This is a genomic window from Azospirillum tabaci (assembly GCF_014596085.1).
GTDB classification, from domain to species: domain Bacteria; phylum Pseudomonadota; class Alphaproteobacteria; order Azospirillales; family Azospirillaceae; genus Azospirillum; species Azospirillum tabaci.
Map to the genome: position 1 here is coordinate 16,462 of NZ_JACCJY010000006.1, position 19,240 is coordinate 35,701.

Here is a 19,240-nt window from a genome sequence, read left to right on the forward strand (position 1 = left end):
CCTCAACCCGCATGAGAATAAAGCGGGTCGGCCGGTGCGTGGAAGAGTCCGTTGAAAGGTACACGAATATTTAGGCGCGCCCAAACCCTCTGGGCGCGCGTCGGGCTTCGCGCACGCCTCGAAGCCTTCATCCTGCTCGCCCTTCTGCCGATGGTGGGCCTGGTCGTCGTCCTTCTGCTTCAAGAGCGCAACCAGGACATCGAGCGGGCGCGCGATGCCACCCGCCTGCTGGCCGACCGGGGGGCGCAGCAGCAGGCGCAGATCGTTCAGCAGGCCCGCAGCGTCCTCCAGCTTCTCACCCTGGTCCCCGACATCCGGGAGGCGAGCCCCGGACGTTGCGCGACGATGTTGAAACAGGCGACCGACCTTTATCCTTGGAGCACCGGCTTTGGGGTGTTCAACCCCGATGGCAACCTGTTGTGCAGCAGCAACAGGAGCCGGCCCATGAACGTGGCCGATCGAGATTATTTCCGCGAGGCTCTGGCGACGCGCGGCTTCACGGTCAGCAACTTCCTGATCGGGCAGAACAGCAAGCAACCCCGCGTGGTCGCGGCTCTGCCGATTCTCGGCGACGATGGTTCGGTGATCCGCGTCCTGTTGGCCGGGGTGGACTTGAACTGGCTTGCGGAACTGTCCGTCGAAATCGCTCATGAGTCCGGTGGAACCGTATCGCTGTTCGATTCCGAAGGGACGATCCTCGCACGCGTGCCGGACCCGCAGGGGATTGTCGGGCGATCGATGGCCGATCACCCGATGGTTCGAAAAATCATGGAGGAGGAGGCCGGGATCATCGAAGACGACGGTCTGGACGGCATTCCCCGGATCAGCGGTTTCTCGACCCTGGAGGAAACGGGCGCCAAAATTGTCGTCGCGGTCGCGCGCGACGACATACTGGCCGCGACCGACCGGAACCTGCTGCTGGGAACCGGCGTCATGACCGGCGTGGTGCTCCTCATCGTCGGAGGGGTGTGGGTGCTGATGGAGGTGATGGTCCTGCGCGGACTGCGGGACCTTAAGGCGTCGGCGGCGTTCCTCTCGTCGGACCTTTTCGATCCCTACGCCCCCTGCACCCCGGTGCCGGTCCATCCGTCCGAAATCGGCCAAGTCGCCCACGCGATGCGGGCGATGGGGCGGACGCTGAGCACCATTGCCTTCGAGGATCGCCTGACCGGGCTCGCCAATCGGCGCTTCTTCGAGGCTCACGTGGAGCGCCTCAAGGAGCAACCGGCTGAAGATCAAAGCGCGATCGCCATCCTCTACATCGACCTCGACGGTTTCAAGCCGGTCAACGACCAGCATGGACACCACACCGGCGATGCCGCGTTGAAGCAGATCGGCACCCGGCTGGCGCATTGCGTCCGCCATGGGGATTTCGCCGCACGCCTCGGCGGCGACGAGTTCGCGGTGCTGCTCTCCCTGCCGGATGGCCAGCCGGAGCGTTACATCCGCGATGTCGCCAGACGGATCATCGACAGCGTATCCGCGCCGATCATCGCCGACGGGCTCGATGTCCAGATCGGGTGCAGCATCGGTATCGCGCTTTGGCCGTCGGACGCGGAGGATCTTGCCCTGGCGCTCCAGAACGCCGATCAGGCGCTGTACGCCGCCAAACGGTCCGGCCGCGGTCGCGTCGTCGCCTATTCGGAGCTTTCCGCCACCGACGCCTTACCGATCTGAACAAGCGGACCCGTCAGGATTCGACGCCGCTCTCCTCCTGCTGGCGGCGGCGGAAGCCGACCAGCGCGGTTTCGTCCAGCATGTTGGCTTCCTTGCGCTTGAGCTTTTCCTTCTCGCGCTTCAGCCGCTCCTCCTCGGCCAGCTCGTAGCGCTTCAGCTCCTGGAAGGCTTCGGCCATCTCGTCGGTGGCGACAGCGATCTGGGCTTCCACCTGCCCCATGGACTGGGTCAGCCGCTTGCCGCGCTCCATTGCCGCCTGGATGTAGTTGCTGTAGGTGAAGGCGTATTCGACGTTGCCACGGGCGGTGTCGCGCTCCGCCGCGATCTCCTCCTTCAGCCGCTCGATTTCGGCCTGGAGCCGGTCGGCGAGATTCTGCAGTTCCGCCAGCGCCCGGCGCTTCTCGTCGAGCTTCCATTTCTGGAGGCGGATGATGGTCTTCAGACTGCTCATTCTTGCGGCGGCCACTGTTCAATGCCGAAGATGGCGGCAAGCTGGGCATAGCTGTTGTCGAGGTCGGTCGCCTCGCGCTTGCCCTGCTTCAGGAACGCCTCCAAGGCCGGCTGGAAATGGATGGCCTCGTCCACCTGCGGGTCGGTGCCCTTGCGGTAGGCGCCCAGGCGGATCATCTCCGCCATGTTGTCGTAGGACGACATCAGCCGCCGCGCGTGGTTCACCAGCTCGTTCTCCATGGGAGAGTTGCAGCCGGGCATGGTGCGCGACACGCTGCGCAGGATGTTGATGGCCGGGTAGCGCCCGCGCTCGCCGATCTGGCGCTCCAGGACGATGTGGCCGTCCAGGATGCCGCGCACGGCGTCGGCGATGGGTTCGTTGTGGTCGTCGCCCTCGACCAGCACGGTGAACAGTCCGGTGATGGAGCCCGACCCGCTCAGGCCCGGCCCGGCGCGCTCCAGCAGGCGCGGCAGTTCGGCGAAGACGGTGGGGGGGTAGCCCTTCGTCGTGGGCGGCTCGCCGGCGGACAGGCCGATCTCGCGCTGGGCCATGGCGAAGCGGGTCACGCTGTCCATCATGCACAGCACGTTGCAGCCGGCGTCGCGGAAGGCCTCCGCCACGGCCAGAGTCATGTAGGCGGCTTGGCGGCGCATCAGCGGCGCCTCGTCGGAGGTGGCGCAGACCACGACGCTGCGCGCCAACCCCTCCTCCCCGAGATCCTCGGTGATGAACTCCTGAAGCTCGCGCCCGCGTTCGCCGATCAGCCCGATCACCGCCACCTCCGCGCCGGAGAAGCGGGCGAGCATCGACATCACCGACGACTTGCCGACGCCGGAGCCGGCGAAGATGCCCATGCGCTGGCCGCGGCAGCAGGTGAGGAAGGCGTTGATGGCGCGGATGCCCAGGTCCAGCTTCTCGCCCACGCGGGCGCGGGAATGGGCGGGCGGCGGGTTGTTGCGGATGGGAACGCCGTGCGTCCCCTTGGGCAGCGGCCCCTTGCCGTCCACCGGCTCGCCGAGCGCGTTGATGACGCGGCCGAGCCACGCCTCCGTCGGAAAGACCATGGGCTGGCTGTCCGAGACCAGCGCGCGGCAGCCCAGCCCCACCCCGTCGATGGAGCCGAAGGGCATCAGCAGAGCGCGGCCCTGGCGGAAGCCCACCACCTCGCAGGGGACCTGCCGACCATCGCGGGATTCCACGATGCAACGGCCGCCCACCGACAGCTCCTTCTCGATCCCCCCGACCTCGACCAGCAGGCCGAGCACGGCGGTCACCCGCCCGAACCGGCTGCAGCCGGAGACGGACTCGATTTCCTGAAGGATGCGGGCGACGTCGGCGGGCACGGTCTTGCGGGGTTCGCGAGCGGGAGTGGGACAGGAGAGCCGGGCGCGGGCGGCGCAATTCACGGTGGGCTTGGAGTCCGCCGCCATGCCGCCCCCGTCATGCTCGTCCAAAAACATTAACGTTAAATGAAGTGCTATGCCTCTGGCGTTAAGCTGAATCGTCTGTTAACCTGTGTAAACAGACGAGCGGATCTGTTAAGGGAATCGGTTAAAGAACTGCGGGAAAGCATCGCCGCATCGGAAGCCAGAAACGCGCCATCTAACATCGGGATATCGCCATGAGGGTTCTGCTGGTCGAAGACGATTCCTCCACGGCCAAGAGCATCGAACTGATGCTCCAGTCGGAAGGCTACATCGTCGACTCTACCGACCTCGGTGAGGATGGGCTCGAAATCGGCAAGCTGTACGATTACGACATCATCATCCTCGATCTGATGCTGCCGGACATCGACGGCTACGAGGTGCTGCGCCGCCTGCGCGCCGCCCGTGTGACCACGCCGATCCTCATTCTTTCCGGCCTGTCGGAGCTTGACCACAAGATCAAGGGTCTGGGCTTCGGCGCCGACGACTATCTGACCAAGCCCTTCGACAAGCGCGAGCTGATCGCCCGCATCCAGGCCATCGTCCGCCGCTCCAAGGGCCATTCGGACAGCATCATCCGCACCGGCCGCCTGACCGTGAATCTGGACACCCGCACGGTGGAGGTGGACAACCAGCCGCTTCACCTGACGGGCAAGGAATACGGCATCCTGGAGCTGCTGTCGCTGCGCAAGGGCACGACCCTGACCAAGGAGATGTTCCTGAACCATCTCTATGGCGGCATGGATGAGCCGGAGTTGAAGATCATCGACGTCTTCGTCTGCAAGCTGCGCAAGAAGCTGGCCGCGGCGACCCAGGGCGACAACTACATCGAGACGGTGTGGGGCCGCGGCTATGTGCTGCGCGACCCGCACGAGGACGCGTCCCCGATCCCGCGCGTCCCGCACCAGCAGGCCCAGGCGGCCGGCTGATCGCCGACCGCCCATCGCACTCATTTTTCACATCGGCAAGCGGCGGGCTCAGGCCCGCCGCCATTCGTGGTCATTCCTGCCAGAACGCCTTATCGGCTTCGCGGCGGGCTTCCTTGCGGCTCAACCCGACATCGCGCAGCAGATGGTCATCCAGCGCCGCCAGGGAGCGGCGCTGCCGGTGGCGCTCGACCATCTCCAGCACCTCCCCGAACGCCCGCTTCACAAACCGCCGCGCGCCGCCGTCACCAGCCTGTCCGCGGGACACCATGCCCCGGTCTGCGGAAACGGCGCCCAGCGCTCTCCTGCTCATGATCCGACACTCCGCTTGAAGATTTCCGTTCCCCATGAATGCACCCGGAAGCGGCTTGTCCGCAAAGGATGCTTTCTCTAACCTGCATGAGAGAATTTCATGCGGCCGGGCAACAATCCGGCGGATGCGGACCCATGCAGATCCCACCCCTCAACGGCCTGCGCGCCTTCGAAGCGGCGGCGCGCCATCTCAGCTTCACACGGGCGGCGGAAGAGCTGAACGTCACCCAGAGCGCGATCAGCCACCAGATCCGCACGCTGGAGGATCGGCTGGGCATCCGGCTGTTCCGCCGGCTGAATCAGGCGCTGGTTTTGACCGACGCCGGCCAACTCCTGCTGCCCAGCGTGCGCGACGCCTTCGCGCGGCTGGCCACCGGCCTGGAGCGGGTGATGGAGCATGAGCGCTCCGGCGTGCTGACGATGAGCGTTTCGCCCTCCTTCGCCAGCCGCTGGCTGATGAGCCGCATCGGCCGCTTCCGCGCCCGCCATCCGGAAATCCATCTGCGCATCAGCGTCAGCCAGCATGAGATCGATTTCGAGCGCGAAGCCGACATCGACATCGGGCTTCGCCATGGCCTTGGGGTGTGGGAGGGGTTGCGGGCCGATCGCTTTCTCGACGACGCAGTGTTTCCCGTCTGCAGCCCGGCCCTGCTGCAGGGGCCGACGCCGCTGCGGCAGCCCGCCGACCTGCGCCATCATGTCCTGGTCGAGGAGACCGGCCACAGCTATTGGGCGACATGGCTGGCCATGGCCGGGCTCGGCGACCTGAAGCCAAGCTCCGAAATGGTCTTCGACGAGATCGGCATCGCCATCGAAGCGGCCGAAAACGGCCAGGGCATCGCCATGGCGCGGGGCACCCTGGTGTTGGAGGAGCTGGCGAGCGGGCGGCTGACCCGGCTGTTCGACCTCGCCCTGCCGGGAGACTTCGGTTACTACCTCGTCTGCCCGGAGGTGACCGCCGACCGGCCCAAGATCACCGCTTTCCGCCGTTGGATCATGGAGGAAGGCGCCGCCGACCGCCTCACCCTCACACCGCCTTAAGTCACACCATTTTGAATCACGCCGTCTTCAATCACACGGCCGCCTTGAGCCCGCTCGGCACCTGGAAGCCACCCAGGCTGTAGAGCCCGCGCTGCCCGTCCACCGGCTTGAAGCGGTCGGTGATGCCCAGCACGGTCTCCGCACCGCCGAGGTAGAGCACGCCGTCCTGCGGCATCTGGCGGGCGATCGCCTCCAGCACCTTGGTCTTGGTCGGCTGGTCGAAATAGATCAGCACGTTGCGGCAGAACACGATGTCGAACTGCCCCAGGCCGGACAGGTCGCCCAGCAGGTTGAACTCGCGGAACGAGACCATCTGGCGAAGCTGCTGGCTGATCTGCCACTTGTCGCCCTGCTGCTTGAAATGCTTCACCAGCATTTGGATCGGCAGGCCGCGCTGCACCTCGAACTGGGTGTAGATGCCTGACTTGGACCGCTCCACCATCTCCGCGGAGATGTCGGTGCCGACGATCTCGATCCGCCAGCCGGCCAGCTTCGCCGAGTCCTCGTTCAGCAACATGGCCAGCGAGTAGGCCTCCTGCCCGGAGGAGCAGGCCGCCGACCAGATGCGGATCGACCGCTTCGCGGACCGCGCCTCCAGCAGCCTCGGCAGGACGATCTGCTTAAACTGGTCGAAGGGCTTCTGGTCGCGGAAGAAGGACGACTCGTTGGTCGTCATCGCTTCCGTGATATCGCGCAGCAGCGCTTCGTCCTTGCGCGTCCGCACGGTGGAGGCCAGATCCTCCAGCCCCTTCATGTTCCACTTGCGCGCCACCGGCATGAGCCGGGATTCGAGCAGGTAGGCCTTGTCCCGGGTCAGGACCAGACCGGAACGCTGCTTGAGCAGCGTGGAGAACATGTCGAAATCTTCGACTCTCATGCTGCCCTCGATGCGAACTTGCGGATGTACGGACCGATTTCCTTGAGCGGCAGCACCGCGGAGCAGATGCCCGCCTGGGCGACGGCGCCCGGCATGCCCCACACGACGCTGGACGCCTCGTCCTGCGCGATCAGGGTGCCGCCGGCGTTCACCACTTCGGTGCAGCCTTTCAGCCCGTCCTGCCCCATGCCGGTCAGGATGCAGGCCAGGACCTTGCGTCCGCCGAAGGCGCGGAGGATGGACCGCATCATCGGGTCCACCGCAGGACGGCAGAAATTCTCGGGCGGGTCCTTGGTCAACGAAATCACGTTGGCGCCGCCGCGCTGGGTCACCAGCATGTGGAAGTCGCCCGGCGCGATGTAGCAGCGCCCCGACACGACGGGCTCGCCGTCCTTCGCCTCCTGGGCGTTCAACCCGCACTGACGGGTGATGTGCTCGGCCAGGATGGTGGTGAAGGTCGCCGGCATGTGCTGGGTGATCAGGATCGGCTGGGTGACGCCGGTCTTCAGATGGGCCAGCACCTCGAACAGCGCCTGCGGGCCGCCCGTGGAGCTGCCGATGGCGATCACGTCCGGCTTGACCTGACCGACGGAACCGACGGCAGGGGCCGGGCGGAGCGTGACCGGCGGCGGCTCGCGCTTCAGGAAGGCGGCGGGCACCGGGGTCAGCGGGCGCAGCTCGCCGCGGGTGCGGGATCCGGCCCGCCGCGCGGCGGCGCCCAGCGCCTTGACCTTCGACACCAGCTCGCGCTTGAAGGCGTCCGCCCCGCCGATCTCGCGGGTGGAGGTCGGCTTGGGGATGTAGTCGGCCGCCCCCGCGGACAGGCAGCGCATGGAGATGTCGGCCCCGCGCAGCGTCAGGGTCGAGGCCATGATGATCTTCACCTGCGGCGCCACCGCCAGCAGCTTCGGGATGGCGGTCAACCCGTCCATCACCGGCATCTCGATGTCGAGGACGATGACGTCGAGCGAGTTGCGCTGCAGGGCGTTGACCGCCATCTGGCCGTCGCCGACCGACGCCACCACGCGGATATCGGAATCGCCCTCCAGCGCGCGGGTCAGAAGGCCACGGATCACGGCGGAATCGTCGACCACCATCACCCGGACAGGGTCGCCGCCGGCCGCACCGGTCGGATGCCCCGCCGGTGCGGGGGGAGGAGGTCTGCCGAAACGATCGGACATAACGCAATCAGCCTTTCAGGGTCGGAGCGGTGCGCGGTGCGGTGGTCCCGCCCGTCACAGCAGCCCGACCTGCTGGAACTTGGTCTGGATGATGTCGCTGTCGAACGGCTTCATGATGTACTCGTTCGCCCCGGCGGACAGCGCCTCCTGGATGTGGGCGAGGTCGTTCTCCGTCGTGCAGAACACGACCTTGGGAACGTCCCCGCCGCTCATCTTGCGCAGACGGCGCAGGAACTCGATCCCGGTCATCACCGGCATGTTCCAGTCCAGCAGGATGGCGTCCGGCATCTTATGCGCGCAGGCCTCCATGGCCTGCTTGCCGTCCTCCGCCTCGGTGCAGGCGAAGTGCAGCTCTTCCAGGATCTTCCGCGCGACCTTGCGGACCACGCGGCTGTCATCGACGACCAGGCAAACTTTCATGGTGAACAGGCCTCAGGCTTCGCTTTGCACACCGACCGGGGTTTCGCCTCAGGCCGCTTCCATCGTGGTGAAGTTCAGCAGACGCGGCACGTCCAGGACCACCATGAGCTGACCGTTCAGGCGATAGATCCCCGTGGACACCTCGCGCCAGCGCGGGTCGAGGGTGGCCGGGTTGCGCTCGAAGTCATCGTTGGAGAGGCTCAGCACCTCCCCCACCGAATCGACCATCAGGCTGTAGAGTTCGCCACGCAGATCCACCACGATGGACATGCCCGGCTTGTCCTTCGGGCGCGACGTCAGGCCGAGCCGCAGGCGCACGTCGATGGCGGTGACGATGCGCCCGCGCAGGTTCAGCGAGCCGGCAACCTCGGGCGGAGCCAGCGGGATGCGGGTGATCCGCTGGTGCCCCAGCACGTCCTGGACCTGCAGGACCGGAATGCCGAACAGCTGATCGGCAATGGTCATGGTCACATAGTCCTGGCTGCCACCGGAGATGATCTCGTCGCCCTTGGACTTCTTGGTGGTGGCGGGCAGCTTGGCGTTGCTCATGCGGCACCTTTCTGCTCGGACAGGGTCTGCTGCAGCGCGTACAGCAGCGCGTCACGGTCGAACTTGGCGACATAGTCGGTGAACCCGGCCTGACGGCCGCGGTCGAGGTCGCGCGGGGAAGCGTGGCTGGACAGGGCGACCATCGGCGTGGCGCTCCAGCGGGTGCCGCCCTGGCGGACCGCCTCGGCGAAGTCGAAGCCGCTCATCCCCGGCATCTCGATGTCGGAGACGATGACGTCGAAGTCCTCGCCCGCCTCGCACAGCGCCAGCGCCTCGTTGGCGTTCTCCACCGCGGTGACGTCGTAGCCGGCCACCGACAGCAGCGGAGTCAGCAGGTTGCGGAAGAAGGGGCTGTCATCAACCAGCAGCACGCGCTGGAGCGCCCTCTCCTCCTCGTACGCATCGGTCGAGGACGAGCCGAACCAGTCCTTGTAGGCCTGGGTCAGGAAGAAGCCCGCGTCGATCACGTCCGTCGCCTTGCCGGCGATGATCGCCGAACCCATCAGGCCCGGACGGTCGGCGGTGAGCTGCACCACCAGACGCTCCTCCACGATGTCCACGATCTCATCGACGATCAGGCCCATCGACCGGTCGCCGTCGGCGAAGACCAGAACCGGCTGGCGGCCTTCCTGGCCCATCATGAAGCCCGGATCGATCGGCACCAGCGGCATCAGCTTGCCGCGGTACTGGACCACCGGCATGCCGTTGGACGATTCGACGCTGCCGAGGTCCACATCCTCCAGGCGGGCGACCAGCGACAGCGGCACCGCCTTCGGCGCGCCGGCCCCGGCGCGGAACAGCAGCAGCGCCATCTTGTCCTCCTGGCGGGTCGCCTGGACGGAGGTCGCCTCCTTCGAGGCGGTCTCGCCCATGGCCATCTCGCCGGTCGCCGACGCGATGCCGTTCGGGTCGAGGATCATGATGACCGAGCCGTCGCCGAGGATGGTGTTGCCCGAGAACATCTCGATGTGGCGCAGGATCGGCGCCACCGGCTTCACCACGATTTCCTCGGTGTCGAACACGCGGTCGACCATGATGCCGAAGGTGTAGGTGCCGACCTGCGTGACCACGATGAAGGTCTCGTCGGTCTTCTTCTCCCCGCCCTCCTGGTCGTCCAGCCGCAGCAGCTCCTGCAGCGAGACCAGCGGCAGCAGGCGGTTGCGCAGGCGCAGCACCGGCGTGCCCTTCAGCCGCTCGATGGTGTGCTCGCTGTCGGCGGCGGCGCGCACCAGCTCGACCACGCTGATCTGCGGGATGGCGAAGCGCTCGCCGGCGCACTCCACGATCAGGGCGGAGACGATGGCCAGCGTCAGCGGGATCTTGATGACGAAGGTCGAGCCCTTGCCCTGCTGGGACTTGATCTCGATCGTGCCGCCGATCTTCTCGATGTTGGTCTTGACCACGTCCATGCCGACGCCGCGGCCCGACACGTTGGTGACCTTCGCCGCGGTCGAGAAGCCGGGCTTCATGATGAACTGGATGATCTGCTGGTCGGACATCGCCGCCAGCTCGCCTTCCGAGGCCATCCCGTTCTGGATCGCCTTCTGCTTGATGCGGTCGATCGCCAGGCCCTTACCGTCGTCCTGGATCTCGATGATGATGTGGCCGCCCTCGTGATAGGCGTTCAGCGTGATGCGGCCGGTCTCCGACTTGCCCGCGCGCACACGGTCGGCGGGCACCTCCAGGCCGTGGTCGGCGGAGTTGCGCACCATGTGCGTCAGCGGGTCCTTGATCAGCTCCAGCACCTGGCGGTCCAGCTCGGTGTCGGCGCCGAGCATCTGGAGGTCGATCTTCTTGCCCAGTTCGTGCGACAGGTCGCGCACCAGACGCGGCAGCTTGGCCCAGGCGTTGCCGATGGGCTGCATGCGCGTCTTCATGACGCCTTCCTGCAGCTCCGACGTCACGTGGTTCAGGCGCTGCAGCGGGGCGGCGAACTCGCTCTCCTTCTGCGACCGCAGGATCTGGAGCAGCTGGTTGCGGGTCAGCACCAGCTCCGACACCATGGTCATCAGGTTTTCGAGCAGGTCCACGTTGACGCGGATGGTCTGCGCGGCGACCGCCGATTCCTTGGTCGCGGCCTCGCCGCCCGCACCGGCGCCGGACGCGGCCTCCGCGGCGGGAGCGGGCATCTTGGCGGCGGCGGGGACCGGATCGGGGTCCGACACCACCAGATCGTGCGAGGGGGCGGGCTCTTCCGCCGGCTCCGCGGCGACCGGGGCCAGCGCGGTGCTGGTCGGGCCGGGGGTGGCGTTCCAGATCGCCTCAAGCTCGTCGAGCGTAAGGTTGCCAGAGGAGGAAACCGGGACTTCCTCCGCCGCCGCGACCGCGGGGGCCGGCGGCGGCACCGGAGCCGCGGCGGGCTTGGCCGGGGCGGCGCCCGCGCCCAGCTTGCCTTCGGCGCACAGGTTCAGCCGTTCGATCAGCGGCAGGTCGTCGCCCGGCGGCTCCGCCTCCGTCGCCTCCAGCACCGCCAGCAGGCTCTTGATGGTGTCCAGCGCCTGAAGGATCAGCGAGACCGCTTCGGGGTTGATGGTCAGTTCCCCGTCGCGGAACTTGCCCAGAACGTTTTCCGAGGCGTGCGCGACCTTTTCCAGGCGCGGCAGGCCGAGGAACCCGCAGGTGCCCTTGATGGTGTGCACCAGACGGAAGATGTTCGACAGAAGTTCCGGATTGTTGGGATTCTGCTCCAGACGGACCAGTTCCACATCGAGAACCGACAGGTTCTCGTTGGTTTCCGTCAGGAATTCGGAGAGCAGATCATCCATGTCGCGATCCCCACGCCCGCAATTGTATCCGTTTCCGGCCGGCCGTCCGGAGGGCGGCGTGCGCGACGCCGCCGGTACGGGCCTTTCCAGCTACGGTGGGAGCCTGTCAAACACTGATTAAGAGAACCTTACCTCCTTCGATACCACTCTTGGGCTCCGCCGTTACGCCGAGCCACCCGGTCCGAGGTCACAGCCCGCAAAGCCGAGGCCGGTGCTCCGTCATGACCGCCACGCACCCCGCCCGCGGCCATGACGGAGCACCGCGCACCGGACCGGCGGCGGTTCTGAAAAGGCCCGTCGGTGCAATGGGTCGCTCCCGGCGAGGAGTCGGCCTCACCACTCCACGGTGAAAACCAACCGGTCCGGCCCGGCCGGAGTGGCGACGACACGGTAGCCGTCATCCTCCGCGAAGCGCCCGGTCATGTAGGCGTGAATGCTCCGCGGGGTCAGGTCGGCGGCGGCCACCGTGCCGGCCAACGCCGCCGCGGACTCGTCCTTCAGGGCGCCGGGACGTCCGGCGGCGGTGATGGTGAAGCGCCCCGTCTGCTCGTCCCCCTCCGCCGCGACGGTGATGGTGCCGCCGTGGGTCAGCGCCTCGTCGGCCAGGATGATGACGTTGAGCAGCACCTTCGCCGCTCCGCGCTTGAAGGCGAGCTGGTCGTTCGGCACCCCCGCCGGCCAATCCAGCGTGGTGCGCCCGCCCTCCAGCAGCCCCTGCGCGGAGGAGCGGGTGTCGCCGAAGCCCTTCTGCTCCCGCCCGGCGAGGCCGTAGGCCAGCCGGAAGACGCGCAGCCGCCGGTCGGCCTGCCCGGAGGAATGCTCGATCAGCTTCACCGCCTCGCCCAGGAAGCCGCCGGCGGGTTCGTCCTCCATCTCCTCGATCAGTTCCAGCCCGTTGCGGATCGCTCCCACCGGGCTCACGAGGTCGTGGCAGATGCGGGAAGCGACAAGCTCGATCACGCGGATGTCCAGCGGCACGGGTGGTCTCCAGATCGTTGATGGCCGACCTCCGGCGAACCGGGCGTCAGCCATGGCGCGGCCTTTGGGAACTTCCCTTGGCCGGGCGGCATTCCGTAGCATGCCGGTGCCCCATGGGGATGGCCGGCGGCGACGTCTGTTTGTATCATTCCAGGGTCACGGATGCCGCCGCTTTTCCGCGGTCATCCCGCGAAAGCGATAACCGATAAAGTGATAACCGATTCCGATGGATGCAGGAGGCGCGGCATGGACGATTCACTGGTTCCCGGCGCCTGGGTGCGTCACCCCGCCCGCCCCGACTGGGGTCTGGGGCAAGTGCAGTCGGCCATCGGCGACCGTGTCACCGTGAATTTCGAGAACGCCGGCAAGCTGCTCATCAACACGTCCGTGGTTGCGCTGACCGTCACCGACCCGGACGACGCGCCGTGACTGGGAGGTTGCCGCTGGCCGCCATCCTCCTGCTGGCCGCCGGCAGCCCCGCGCTGGGCGACGACGCGCCCGATGCGGAGCGCGGCAAGACGCTGTTCCGCGCCTGCGCCTTCTGCCACACGCTGACCCCGGACGGCGGCAACCGCGCCGGCCCGACGCTGTGGGGGCTGTTCGGGCGGCCCGCCGGGGCGGTGGCAGGTTACCATTACTCCCCGGCGCTGAAGGGCAGCGGCATCGTCTGGGATGAGGCGGCGGTCGCCCGACTGTTCGAAATCGGCCCCGACGTGATGACCCCCGGCAGCAAGATGCCCATGCAGACCATCGCCAGCGCGTCCGACCGCCGGGATCTGGTCGAGTATCTGAAGGGCGCCACAGCGCCGTGAACGCGGGATCACGGGCGGCCGCGATCAAGGTCGGCGAGCATGGCCGCGGGCCGCCCCCATCCCCATCTCTGTCTGTCGAGCCCCCTTTCCGAGTTTTGGCCCTCCGATGATTCCCCGCGCCATCCGCAAGCCCCTGGCCATCCTGGTCGCCGTTCTCGCCCTGGTGATCGTGGTGCCGGCGCTGGGAGCGGGCGGGTTCCTGCTGTGGCTTCGCCAGCAGACCCCGGCCTATGAGGGCGCCGTCACCGTTCCGGGGATCGAAGGCCCGGTGGAGATCCTGCGCGACCGCAACGCCATCCCGCACATCTTCGCCGCCACCGAGCGGGACGCCTATTTCGCGCTCGGCTACGTCCACGCGCAGGACCGGCTGTGGCAGATGGAGACGATGCGGCGCAGCGGCGCCGGTCGGCTGGCCGAGCTGGTCGGCACGCGCTTCGGCGACTGGGCGCTGCGGCTCGACCGCTCCATGCGCACGCTGAGCGTCTACCGCCGGGCCGAGGAGGCCTATGAGGAGCTGTCGCCGGAAGCCCGCGTGGCCTTCGACGCCTACGCCGCCGGGGTGAACGCCTGGATGGAGACGCGCCGCGAGGCGTTGCCCATCGAGTTCCAGCTCCTGCGCCACCGGCCGGAGCCCTGGCGGCCCGCCGACAGCCTCGTCTGGGGCAAGCTGATGGCCCTCCAGCTCTCCGGTGATTCGCGCGACGAGCTGTTCCGCGCCAGCGCCCTGAAGAGCCTGACGCCGGAGCAGATGCGCGACCTGTTCCCGGACTCGGACCCCACCGCCCCGGTGACCCTGGCGGCGGCGCTCGACGGCATGGACCTGCAGGGCGCGCTGGCCGCCTTGCCCGATCTCGGCTTCGACACCGCGTCCAACGAATGGGCGCTGACCGGGGCGCGCAGCGCGACCGGCAAGCCGATCATCGCCAATGACCCCCATCTCGGGCTGGAGGCGCCGATCCTGTGGTATCTGGCGCGCATCGTGACTCCGGAGCACCGCATCGCCGGAGCGACCATCCCCGGCGTGCCGCTTCACATCCTGGGACACAACGGGCGCGTCGCCTGGGGCTTCACCACCACCCACAGCGACACCCAGGACCTGTTCATCGAGAAGCTCGACCCACAGGCCCCCGACCGCTACCTGACGCCGGACGGCAGCGCGGCCTTCGAGACGCGCCGCGAAACGATCCGAATTGCCGGGCAGCCGGACGAAACGTTGACGGTGCGCGAGACGCGGCACGGCCCGGTGCTGACCACGCCGGATGCCGCCGAAGCGGCGCCGGAGGGCCATGTGCTGGCGCTGGCCTTCCCCGGCCTGAGCGCCGCCGACACCACGGCGGAGGCGCTGTACCGATTGAACCACGCCGCCGACGCCGCGGCGGTGCGCGAGGCGCTGTTCCTCCACGTGGCGCCGCAGCAGAACGTCCTCTACGCCGACACGGCGGGGACGCTGGGCTTCCTATCGCCGGCGCTGGTCCCGGTGCGGCGCGGCGGCGACGGGCGCGTTCCGGTGCCGGGCTGGACCGGCGAACACGACTGGATCGGCTACATCCCCTTCGACGCGCTGCCCCAGGCGGTCGATCCGCCGTCGGGCCAGTTCGTCAACGCCAACAACGCGGTGGTCGGCCCCGGCTATCCCTACGCCCTGGCGACCGAATGGCCGGACCCCGCCCGCGCGGAGCGGATCGTGCAGATGCTGGGCGACGGCCCGCACACCGTGGAGGAGGTCGCCGCCCAGCAGATGGACGAGCTGTCCCTGCCCACCCGCGACCTGCTGCCCCTGATGCTGGAGCCGCTGCGCAGCGTGCCCGATTTCAATGGGCAGGCCCGCGCCGCGCTCGACCGTCTGGCCGGCTGGGACGGGCGGATGGACCGCGACCGGGCCGAGCCGCTGATCTTCTCCTGGTGGGAGCGGGAGCTGGTGCGCAGCGTCTTCGCCGACGAACTGGGACCGCTGTTCCAGAGCTACTGGGACCTGCGCCCCCGCGCCCTGCACCGCGTGCTGACCCAGGCGCCGCAGTGGTGCGACGACCGGACGACGCCGGCCCGCGAGGGCTGCACCGTCATGCTGGCCGGCGCCCTGAAATCGGCGCTGGCGGAGATCGAGCGGCGCCACGGAACGGACATGAACGGTTGGCGCTGGGGGGCGGAGCACAAGGCCGCCCTGAACCACCGGCTTCTCGGCCGGGTGCCGCTGCTGGGCCAGATGTTCGACCTGTCGCTTCCGACCGGCGGCGGCGCCTTCACCGTCAACCGCGGCACCACCCGCGTGCGCGACCCGCAGGACCCCTTCTCCCACATCCACGGTCCGGGGCTGCGCGCGGTCTACGATCTGGCGGACCTCGGCAACTCCCGCTTCTCCATCGCCACCGGCCAGTCGGGCAACCCGCTGTCGCCCCACTGGGGGGATCTGGTGCAGGGCTGGCGCGACGGCCTGAGCCTGCGGCTGGCCGGCGACCGCGGCACGCTGGACCGCGACGGCGCCACGCTGCTCACGCTTTCCCCCACCCGTCCAGGGAGTTCGCAATGACCGAGGCTGCACCGTCTCCGACCCTGACCCTGGACGACGTCCGCGCCGCCGCCGCGCGGATCGGCGGCCATCTCCCCGTCACTCCCACCGAAGCCTCGCCCCGCCTGTCGGAGATCACCGGCTGCTCGGTGGTCCTGAAGCTGGAGAACCAGCACCTCACCGGCTCCTTCAAGGAGCGCGGGGCGCTCAACAAGCTGCTGTCGCTGGACGAGGCGGAACGTCGGGCGGGCGTGATCGCCATGTCGGCGGGCAACCACGCCCAGGCGGTGGCCTGCCACGCCACGCGGCTGGGCATCCGCTCGGTCATCGTCATGCCGTCCTTCACCCCTTTCACCAAGGTGGAGCGCACGGAAAGCCTCGGCGCGCGGGTCGAACTGCACGGCGAGACGCTGAGCGACGCGGCGGCCTACGCGCAGGAGCTGGCGGCGCGTGAGGGGCTGGTCTTCGTTCATCCCTACGACGACCCGCTGATCGCCGCCGGCCAGGGCACCGCCGCCCTGGAGCTGCTCGACGCCGCGCCGGATCTGGAGGAGCTGGTGGTGCCGGTGGGGGGCGGCGGGTTGATCGGCGGCATGGCGGTGGCGGCCAAGGCGCTGAAGCCGGACATCGCGGTGATCGGGGTGGAGTGCGCCATGTTCCCGTCGATGCGCCAGGCGCTGGCCGGTCAACCCATCACCTGCGGCGGTGCCACCGTCGCCGACGGCATCGCCGTCAAGGCCCCCGGCGCCGTCACCCTGCCGCTGGTCCGTCGGCACGTGGACGCGGTGGTCGAGGTGGGCGAGCAACGGCTGGAAGAGGCCGTCTACCGCCTCGCCACCGTGCAGAAGCTGGTGGCCGAAGGCGCCGGGGCGGCGGGGCTGGCCGCGGTGCTGGACGATCCGGAGCGGTTCCGCGGCAAGCGGGTGGGCATCGTCGTGTCCGGCGGCAACATCGACGCGCGCATCCTGGCGCAGGTCCTGACGCGCGGGCTGGTCTACGAGGGGCGCATGGTGCGGCTGCGCATCGGCATCACCGACGCCCCCGGCGCGCTCGCCCGCGTCGCCCGCCTGCTGGGCGAGGCCGGGGCCAACATCGTGGAGGTGCACCACCAGCGCCTGTTCCACGACGTGCCGGTGCGCATGGCCGAGATCGACGTGGTGCTGGAAACCCGCGGGCGCAGCCACGTCCAGCGCCTCGTCGCCCACATGGAGGAGGCGGGCTTCCCGACGGAGCTGATGACCGACATCTCTTGAACCGCGATGGAATGACGCAAGACGGTTTTCTTGTTGCGCGGCCCTGTACAAAAATGACGCACTCCGTGATAGAGAAACCCAACGCGAACTCTCTCTTTCAGGATGTAAGCGCATGCCTGCCGCCTCCTGGGTTCCCACTTCGGCCGCCACCGTCTACGGGTTGACCGCCGCCAACCGACCCGCCACCGACATCGACGGCGGCCCGCTGGGATGCGATCCCACCCTGCTCCGAACCGGCATCGTGACGGCGCCCCAGGCGATTTCCGATCCGTCCCTGACACCCATCCTGTCGGGGGCCAAATGGGGCACCACCCAGGCCGCGGCTCCGGTCACCCTCACCTATTCCTTCTATGAGAACGGCGGTCCCGCCGTCGCCACCGCGGGGGTCAATCCGGCCCCACTGGGCGCGGCCTTCCGCGACGCCATCCGTGGCGCGCTGGCCGGCATCGCCGATGTCGCCAACGTCCGTTTCGTGGAGATCACCGAGGCGGCGACGGGCGGCCCGCTCGGCGCTCCCGGCGCGTCGGGCGCGCTGGTCGGCCATCTGCGCTTCATCGACGACGCCCGGCTGGACAACGATCCGGGCATGCCCGCCTACGCCATCGGTCCGTCCGCCTCGACTCTGTCCAGTGGTCTGGTTGCCTTCGATTCCGACCGCGTCGACGCCGCCGGCGGCGCTGGATACGCGCGGATTCTCCGGGAGATCGGGCGCGCCCTCGGCCTCACCGACAGCTTCGAGCCCGGCGATGCGCCTGCGGCCGGCAACGATCCGCGGGCGGAGAACGGCGTGTGGAGCACGGGTTGGACGATGATGTCGGTCACGCCACCAGCCTCCCGCCTGCCAGCCGGCACGGCGTTCAACCCAGTCGGGCCGATGGCGGCGGACATCCAGGTGCTGCAGTCCTGGTATGGGGCCAACCTGAGCACGCGTACCGGGGACGACGTCTACCGCATCGACGGTCCGCTCGCGGGAGCGGCGATCTGGGACGCCGGTGGAACCGATACACTGGACGCCTCCGCTGCGTCGAGCGGTCTGCACATCGATCTCTCATCCAATGAGATCAACGGCAACGCCGTCATCGCCAAGGGCATCAGCATTGAAAACGCCATCGGCGGGGCCGGCAACGACACCATCTTCGGGTCGTTCTCCAGCCCTATCCATCTGGTCAATGGCACACTTCTTCCCGGCAGCGCCAACAATCGCCTCGACGGCGGACCGGGCAACGACGACATCATGGCGGGGTCCGGCGACGACACGCTGATCGGCGGAACGGGCAGCAACGTGCTCGACGGGAGCCTCGGGTACGACACCGCGGTCTATGGCGCCTCCTCGACCGACGCCTATGCCTACAGCCTGCACGGCACCCTGTTCCTGTCGATTCCCAAGCTGGGCATCAGCGACCGGCTGCACGGGATCGAACAATTGTCCTTCACCGACCGCAGCGTCGCCGTCGCGGACGCCCCATCGATCCTGCGGTCCCACCTTCCCAATCCCGTCAAGGAGCCTCCGGTTCCCGTGCCCATCGATCCTGTGCGCCGCCTTTCGATCACCCGCGGCGGGGTCAGCACCGAAATCGCGATGGATCGCTACTCCGGCCCGGTGAGTTGGCTTCACAACAGCCACATCGGCCAGAACGACAGCGAGGCGATGCGCGGGACGGAGCGTGCCGACTTCATCAACACGGTGGGCGGCGACGACGCGGTGGACGGCAGCGGCGGCGACGACGTGCTGGACGGCGGTCTCGGCTCCAACTTCCTGACCGGCGGGAGCGGCAGCGACACCTTCTTCGTGGATGGGCGCGGCGGCGGCGTCACTTGGTCGACGGTGACCGACCTGGAGGCGGGGGAATGGGTCACCGCCTGGGGCTGGAAGGAAGGGACGTCCAAGCTGACCTGGGCCGAGATGGCCGGCGCGGAGAGCGCGAAGGGCGTCACCGCGCACATCGACCTCGACAGCAACGGCAGCATCGACATGAGCATGACCATCGCCGGAAAGTCCCTCGGCGCGATTTTCGTCACACCCGGAGAGGTCGGCGGCTCCAGCTACCTCGCCTTCGCCCTCAAATGA

At 68.2% G+C, this 19,240-nt stretch carries 17 protein-coding genes; 8 read left to right on the forward strand and 9 right to left on the reverse strand.

Features of this window, described 5'->3' with window-relative positions; all coding sequences use genetic code 11:
• Window positions 1–51 precede the first annotated feature (51 nt).
• The gene (locus H0B54_RS09500; RefSeq protein WP_188260093.1) at window positions 52–1,677 is read left to right on the forward strand and encodes a sensor domain-containing diguanylate cyclase; all 1,626 of its coding nucleotides are present in this window, start codon (window positions 52–54) and stop codon (window positions 1,675–1,677) included.
• 13 nt (window positions 1,678–1,690) lie between these two features.
• Here H0B54_RS09500 and H0B54_RS09505 read toward each other — a convergent pair whose 3' ends face one another.
• Window positions 1,691–2,128: a flagellar export protein FliJ gene (locus H0B54_RS09505; protein WP_014198320.1), complete on the reverse strand. Its 438-nt coding sequence runs from the start codon at window positions 2,126–2,128 to the stop codon at window positions 1,691–1,693.
• A complete protein-coding gene (fliI, locus tag H0B54_RS09510; protein WP_014198319.1) occupies window positions 2,125–3,471 on the reverse strand; it encodes a flagellar protein export ATPase FliI in 1,347 nt (448 codons plus the stop codon). Before fliI ends, H0B54_RS09505 begins: the two co-directional genes overlap by 4 nt.
• Before the next feature lie 278 nt (window positions 3,472–3,749).
• Between fliI and ctrA the strand changes: the two genes are divergently transcribed.
• Window positions 3,750–4,481 (forward strand): response regulator transcription factor CtrA, encoded by a 732-nt coding sequence (gene ctrA / locus H0B54_RS09515; protein ID WP_014198317.1) that lies wholly within the window; start codon window positions 3,750–3,752, stop codon window positions 4,479–4,481.
• Between the two features lie 70 nt (window positions 4,482–4,551).
• Here ctrA and H0B54_RS09520 read toward each other — a convergent pair whose 3' ends face one another.
• Window positions 4,552–4,791 (reverse strand): DUF1127 domain-containing protein, encoded by a 240-nt coding sequence (locus tag H0B54_RS09520; RefSeq protein ID WP_246472430.1) that lies wholly within the window; start codon window positions 4,789–4,791, stop codon window positions 4,552–4,554.
• 134 nt (window positions 4,792–4,925) lie between these two features.
• On the opposite strand from H0B54_RS09520, the gene gcvA reads away from it, so the two are divergent.
• Window positions 4,926–5,831 carry a transcriptional regulator GcvA gene (gene gcvA / locus H0B54_RS09525; protein ID WP_188260095.1) on the forward strand — a complete coding sequence of 302 codons (906 nt, stop codon included), beginning with the start codon at window positions 4,926–4,928 and terminating at the stop codon, window positions 5,829–5,831.
• Between the two features lie 31 nt (window positions 5,832–5,862).
• Here the strand turns inward: gcvA and H0B54_RS09530 are convergent, their stop codons facing one another.
• The 6 genes from H0B54_RS09530 to H0B54_RS09555 form a co-directional block, all read right to left on the reverse strand.
• A complete protein-coding gene (locus H0B54_RS09530; protein WP_188260096.1) occupies window positions 5,863–6,708 on the reverse strand; it encodes a CheR family methyltransferase in 846 nt (281 codons plus the stop codon).
• Entirely contained in the window at window positions 6,705–7,805 is a 1,101-nt protein-coding gene (locus H0B54_RS09535) for a protein-glutamate methylesterase/protein-glutamine glutaminase (protein WP_188260234.1), read from the reverse strand. The genes H0B54_RS09530 and H0B54_RS09535 overlap by 4 nt, the downstream gene beginning before the upstream one ends.
• Window positions 7,806–7,943: 138 nt before the next feature.
• Window positions 7,944–8,309, reverse strand: coding sequence for a response regulator (locus H0B54_RS09540; RefSeq protein WP_188260097.1), 366 nt, complete (start codon window positions 8,307–8,309; stop codon window positions 7,944–7,946).
• A gap of 48 nt (window positions 8,310–8,357) precedes the next feature.
• Window positions 8,358–8,858 carry a chemotaxis protein CheW gene (locus H0B54_RS09545; protein WP_188260098.1) on the reverse strand — a complete coding sequence of 167 codons (501 nt, stop codon included), beginning with the start codon at window positions 8,856–8,858 and terminating at the stop codon, window positions 8,358–8,360.
• A complete protein-coding gene (locus H0B54_RS09550; RefSeq protein WP_188260099.1) occupies window positions 8,855–11,623 on the reverse strand; it encodes a hybrid sensor histidine kinase/response regulator in 2,769 nt (922 codons plus the stop codon). Before H0B54_RS09550 ends, H0B54_RS09545 begins: the two co-directional genes overlap by 4 nt.
• Window positions 11,624–11,956: 333 nt before the next feature.
• Entirely contained in the window at window positions 11,957–12,601 is a 645-nt protein-coding gene (locus H0B54_RS09555) for a histidine phosphotransferase family protein (RefSeq protein ID WP_188260100.1), read from the reverse strand.
• 246 nt (window positions 12,602–12,847) lie between these two features.
• Between H0B54_RS09555 and H0B54_RS09560 the strand changes: the two genes are divergently transcribed.
• The 5 genes from H0B54_RS09560 (at window position 12,848) to H0B54_RS09580 (ending at window position 19,240) form a co-directional block, all read left to right on the forward strand.
• Window positions 12,848–13,030: a DUF3553 domain-containing protein gene (locus H0B54_RS09560; protein WP_014198307.1), complete on the forward strand. Its 183-nt coding sequence runs from the start codon at window positions 12,848–12,850 to the stop codon at window positions 13,028–13,030.
• Window positions 13,027–13,413, forward strand: a complete 387-nt coding sequence (locus H0B54_RS09565) for a c-type cytochrome (protein ID WP_188260101.1) — start codon at window positions 13,027–13,029, stop codon at window positions 13,411–13,413. The genes H0B54_RS09560 and H0B54_RS09565 overlap by 4 nt, the downstream gene beginning before the upstream one ends.
• A 106-nt stretch (window positions 13,414–13,519) precedes the next feature.
• Window positions 13,520–15,940 (forward strand): penicillin acylase family protein, encoded by a 2,421-nt coding sequence (locus tag H0B54_RS09570; RefSeq protein WP_188260102.1) that lies wholly within the window; start codon window positions 13,520–13,522, stop codon window positions 15,938–15,940.
• Window positions 15,937–17,172 (forward strand): threonine ammonia-lyase, encoded by a 1,236-nt coding sequence (locus tag H0B54_RS09575; protein WP_188260103.1) that lies wholly within the window; start codon window positions 15,937–15,939, stop codon window positions 17,170–17,172. The genes H0B54_RS09570 and H0B54_RS09575 overlap by 4 nt, the downstream gene beginning before the upstream one ends.
• A gap of 112 nt (window positions 17,173–17,284) precedes the next feature.
• Window positions 17,285–19,240, forward strand: a complete 1,956-nt coding sequence (locus H0B54_RS09580) for a M10 family metallopeptidase C-terminal domain-containing protein (RefSeq protein ID WP_188260104.1) — start codon at window positions 17,285–17,287, stop codon at window positions 19,238–19,240.

Bases quoted from the DNA above. Each gene is read 5' to 3' on its own strand.
- H0B54_RS09575 (WP_188260103.1), top strand. From the start codon at position 15,937: ATGACCGAGGCTGCACCGTCTCCGACCCTGACCCTGGACGACGTCCGC.
- ctrA (WP_014198317.1), top strand. From the start codon at position 3,750: ATGAGGGTTCTGCTGGTCGAAGACGATTCCTCCACGGCCAAGAGCATC.
- H0B54_RS09530 (WP_188260096.1), bottom strand. From the start codon at position 6,708: ATGAGAGTCGAAGATTTCGACATGTTCTCCACGCTGCTCAAGCAGCGT.
- gcvA (WP_188260095.1), top strand. From the start codon at position 4,926: ATGCAGATCCCACCCCTCAACGGCCTGCGCGCCTTCGAAGCGGCGGCG.
- H0B54_RS09540 (WP_188260097.1), bottom strand. From the start codon at position 8,309: ATGAAAGTTTGCCTGGTCGTCGATGACAGCCGCGTGGTCCGCAAGGTC.
- H0B54_RS09570 (WP_188260102.1), top strand. From the start codon at position 13,520: ATGATTCCCCGCGCCATCCGCAAGCCCCTGGCCATCCTGGTCGCCGTT.
- H0B54_RS09505 (WP_014198320.1), bottom strand. From the start codon at position 2,128: ATGAGCAGTCTGAAGACCATCATCCGCCTCCAGAAATGGAAGCTCGAC.
- H0B54_RS09545 (WP_188260098.1), bottom strand. From the start codon at position 8,858: ATGAGCAACGCCAAGCTGCCCGCCACCACCAAGAAGTCCAAGGGCGAC.
- H0B54_RS09580 (WP_188260104.1), top strand. From the start codon at position 17,285: ATGCCTGCCGCCTCCTGGGTTCCCACTTCGGCCGCCACCGTCTACGGG.
- H0B54_RS09520 (WP_246472430.1), bottom strand. From the start codon at position 4,791: ATGAGCAGGAGAGCGCTGGGCGCCGTTTCCGCAGACCGGGGCATGGTG.
- H0B54_RS09535 (WP_188260234.1), bottom strand. From the start codon at position 7,805: ATGGTGGTCGACGATTCCGCCGTGATCCGTGGCCTTCTGACCCGCGCG.
- H0B54_RS09560 (WP_014198307.1), top strand. From the start codon at position 12,848: ATGGACGATTCACTGGTTCCCGGCGCCTGGGTGCGTCACCCCGCCCGC.
- H0B54_RS09550 (WP_188260099.1), bottom strand. From the start codon at position 11,623: ATGGATGATCTGCTCTCCGAATTCCTGACGGAAACCAACGAGAACCTG.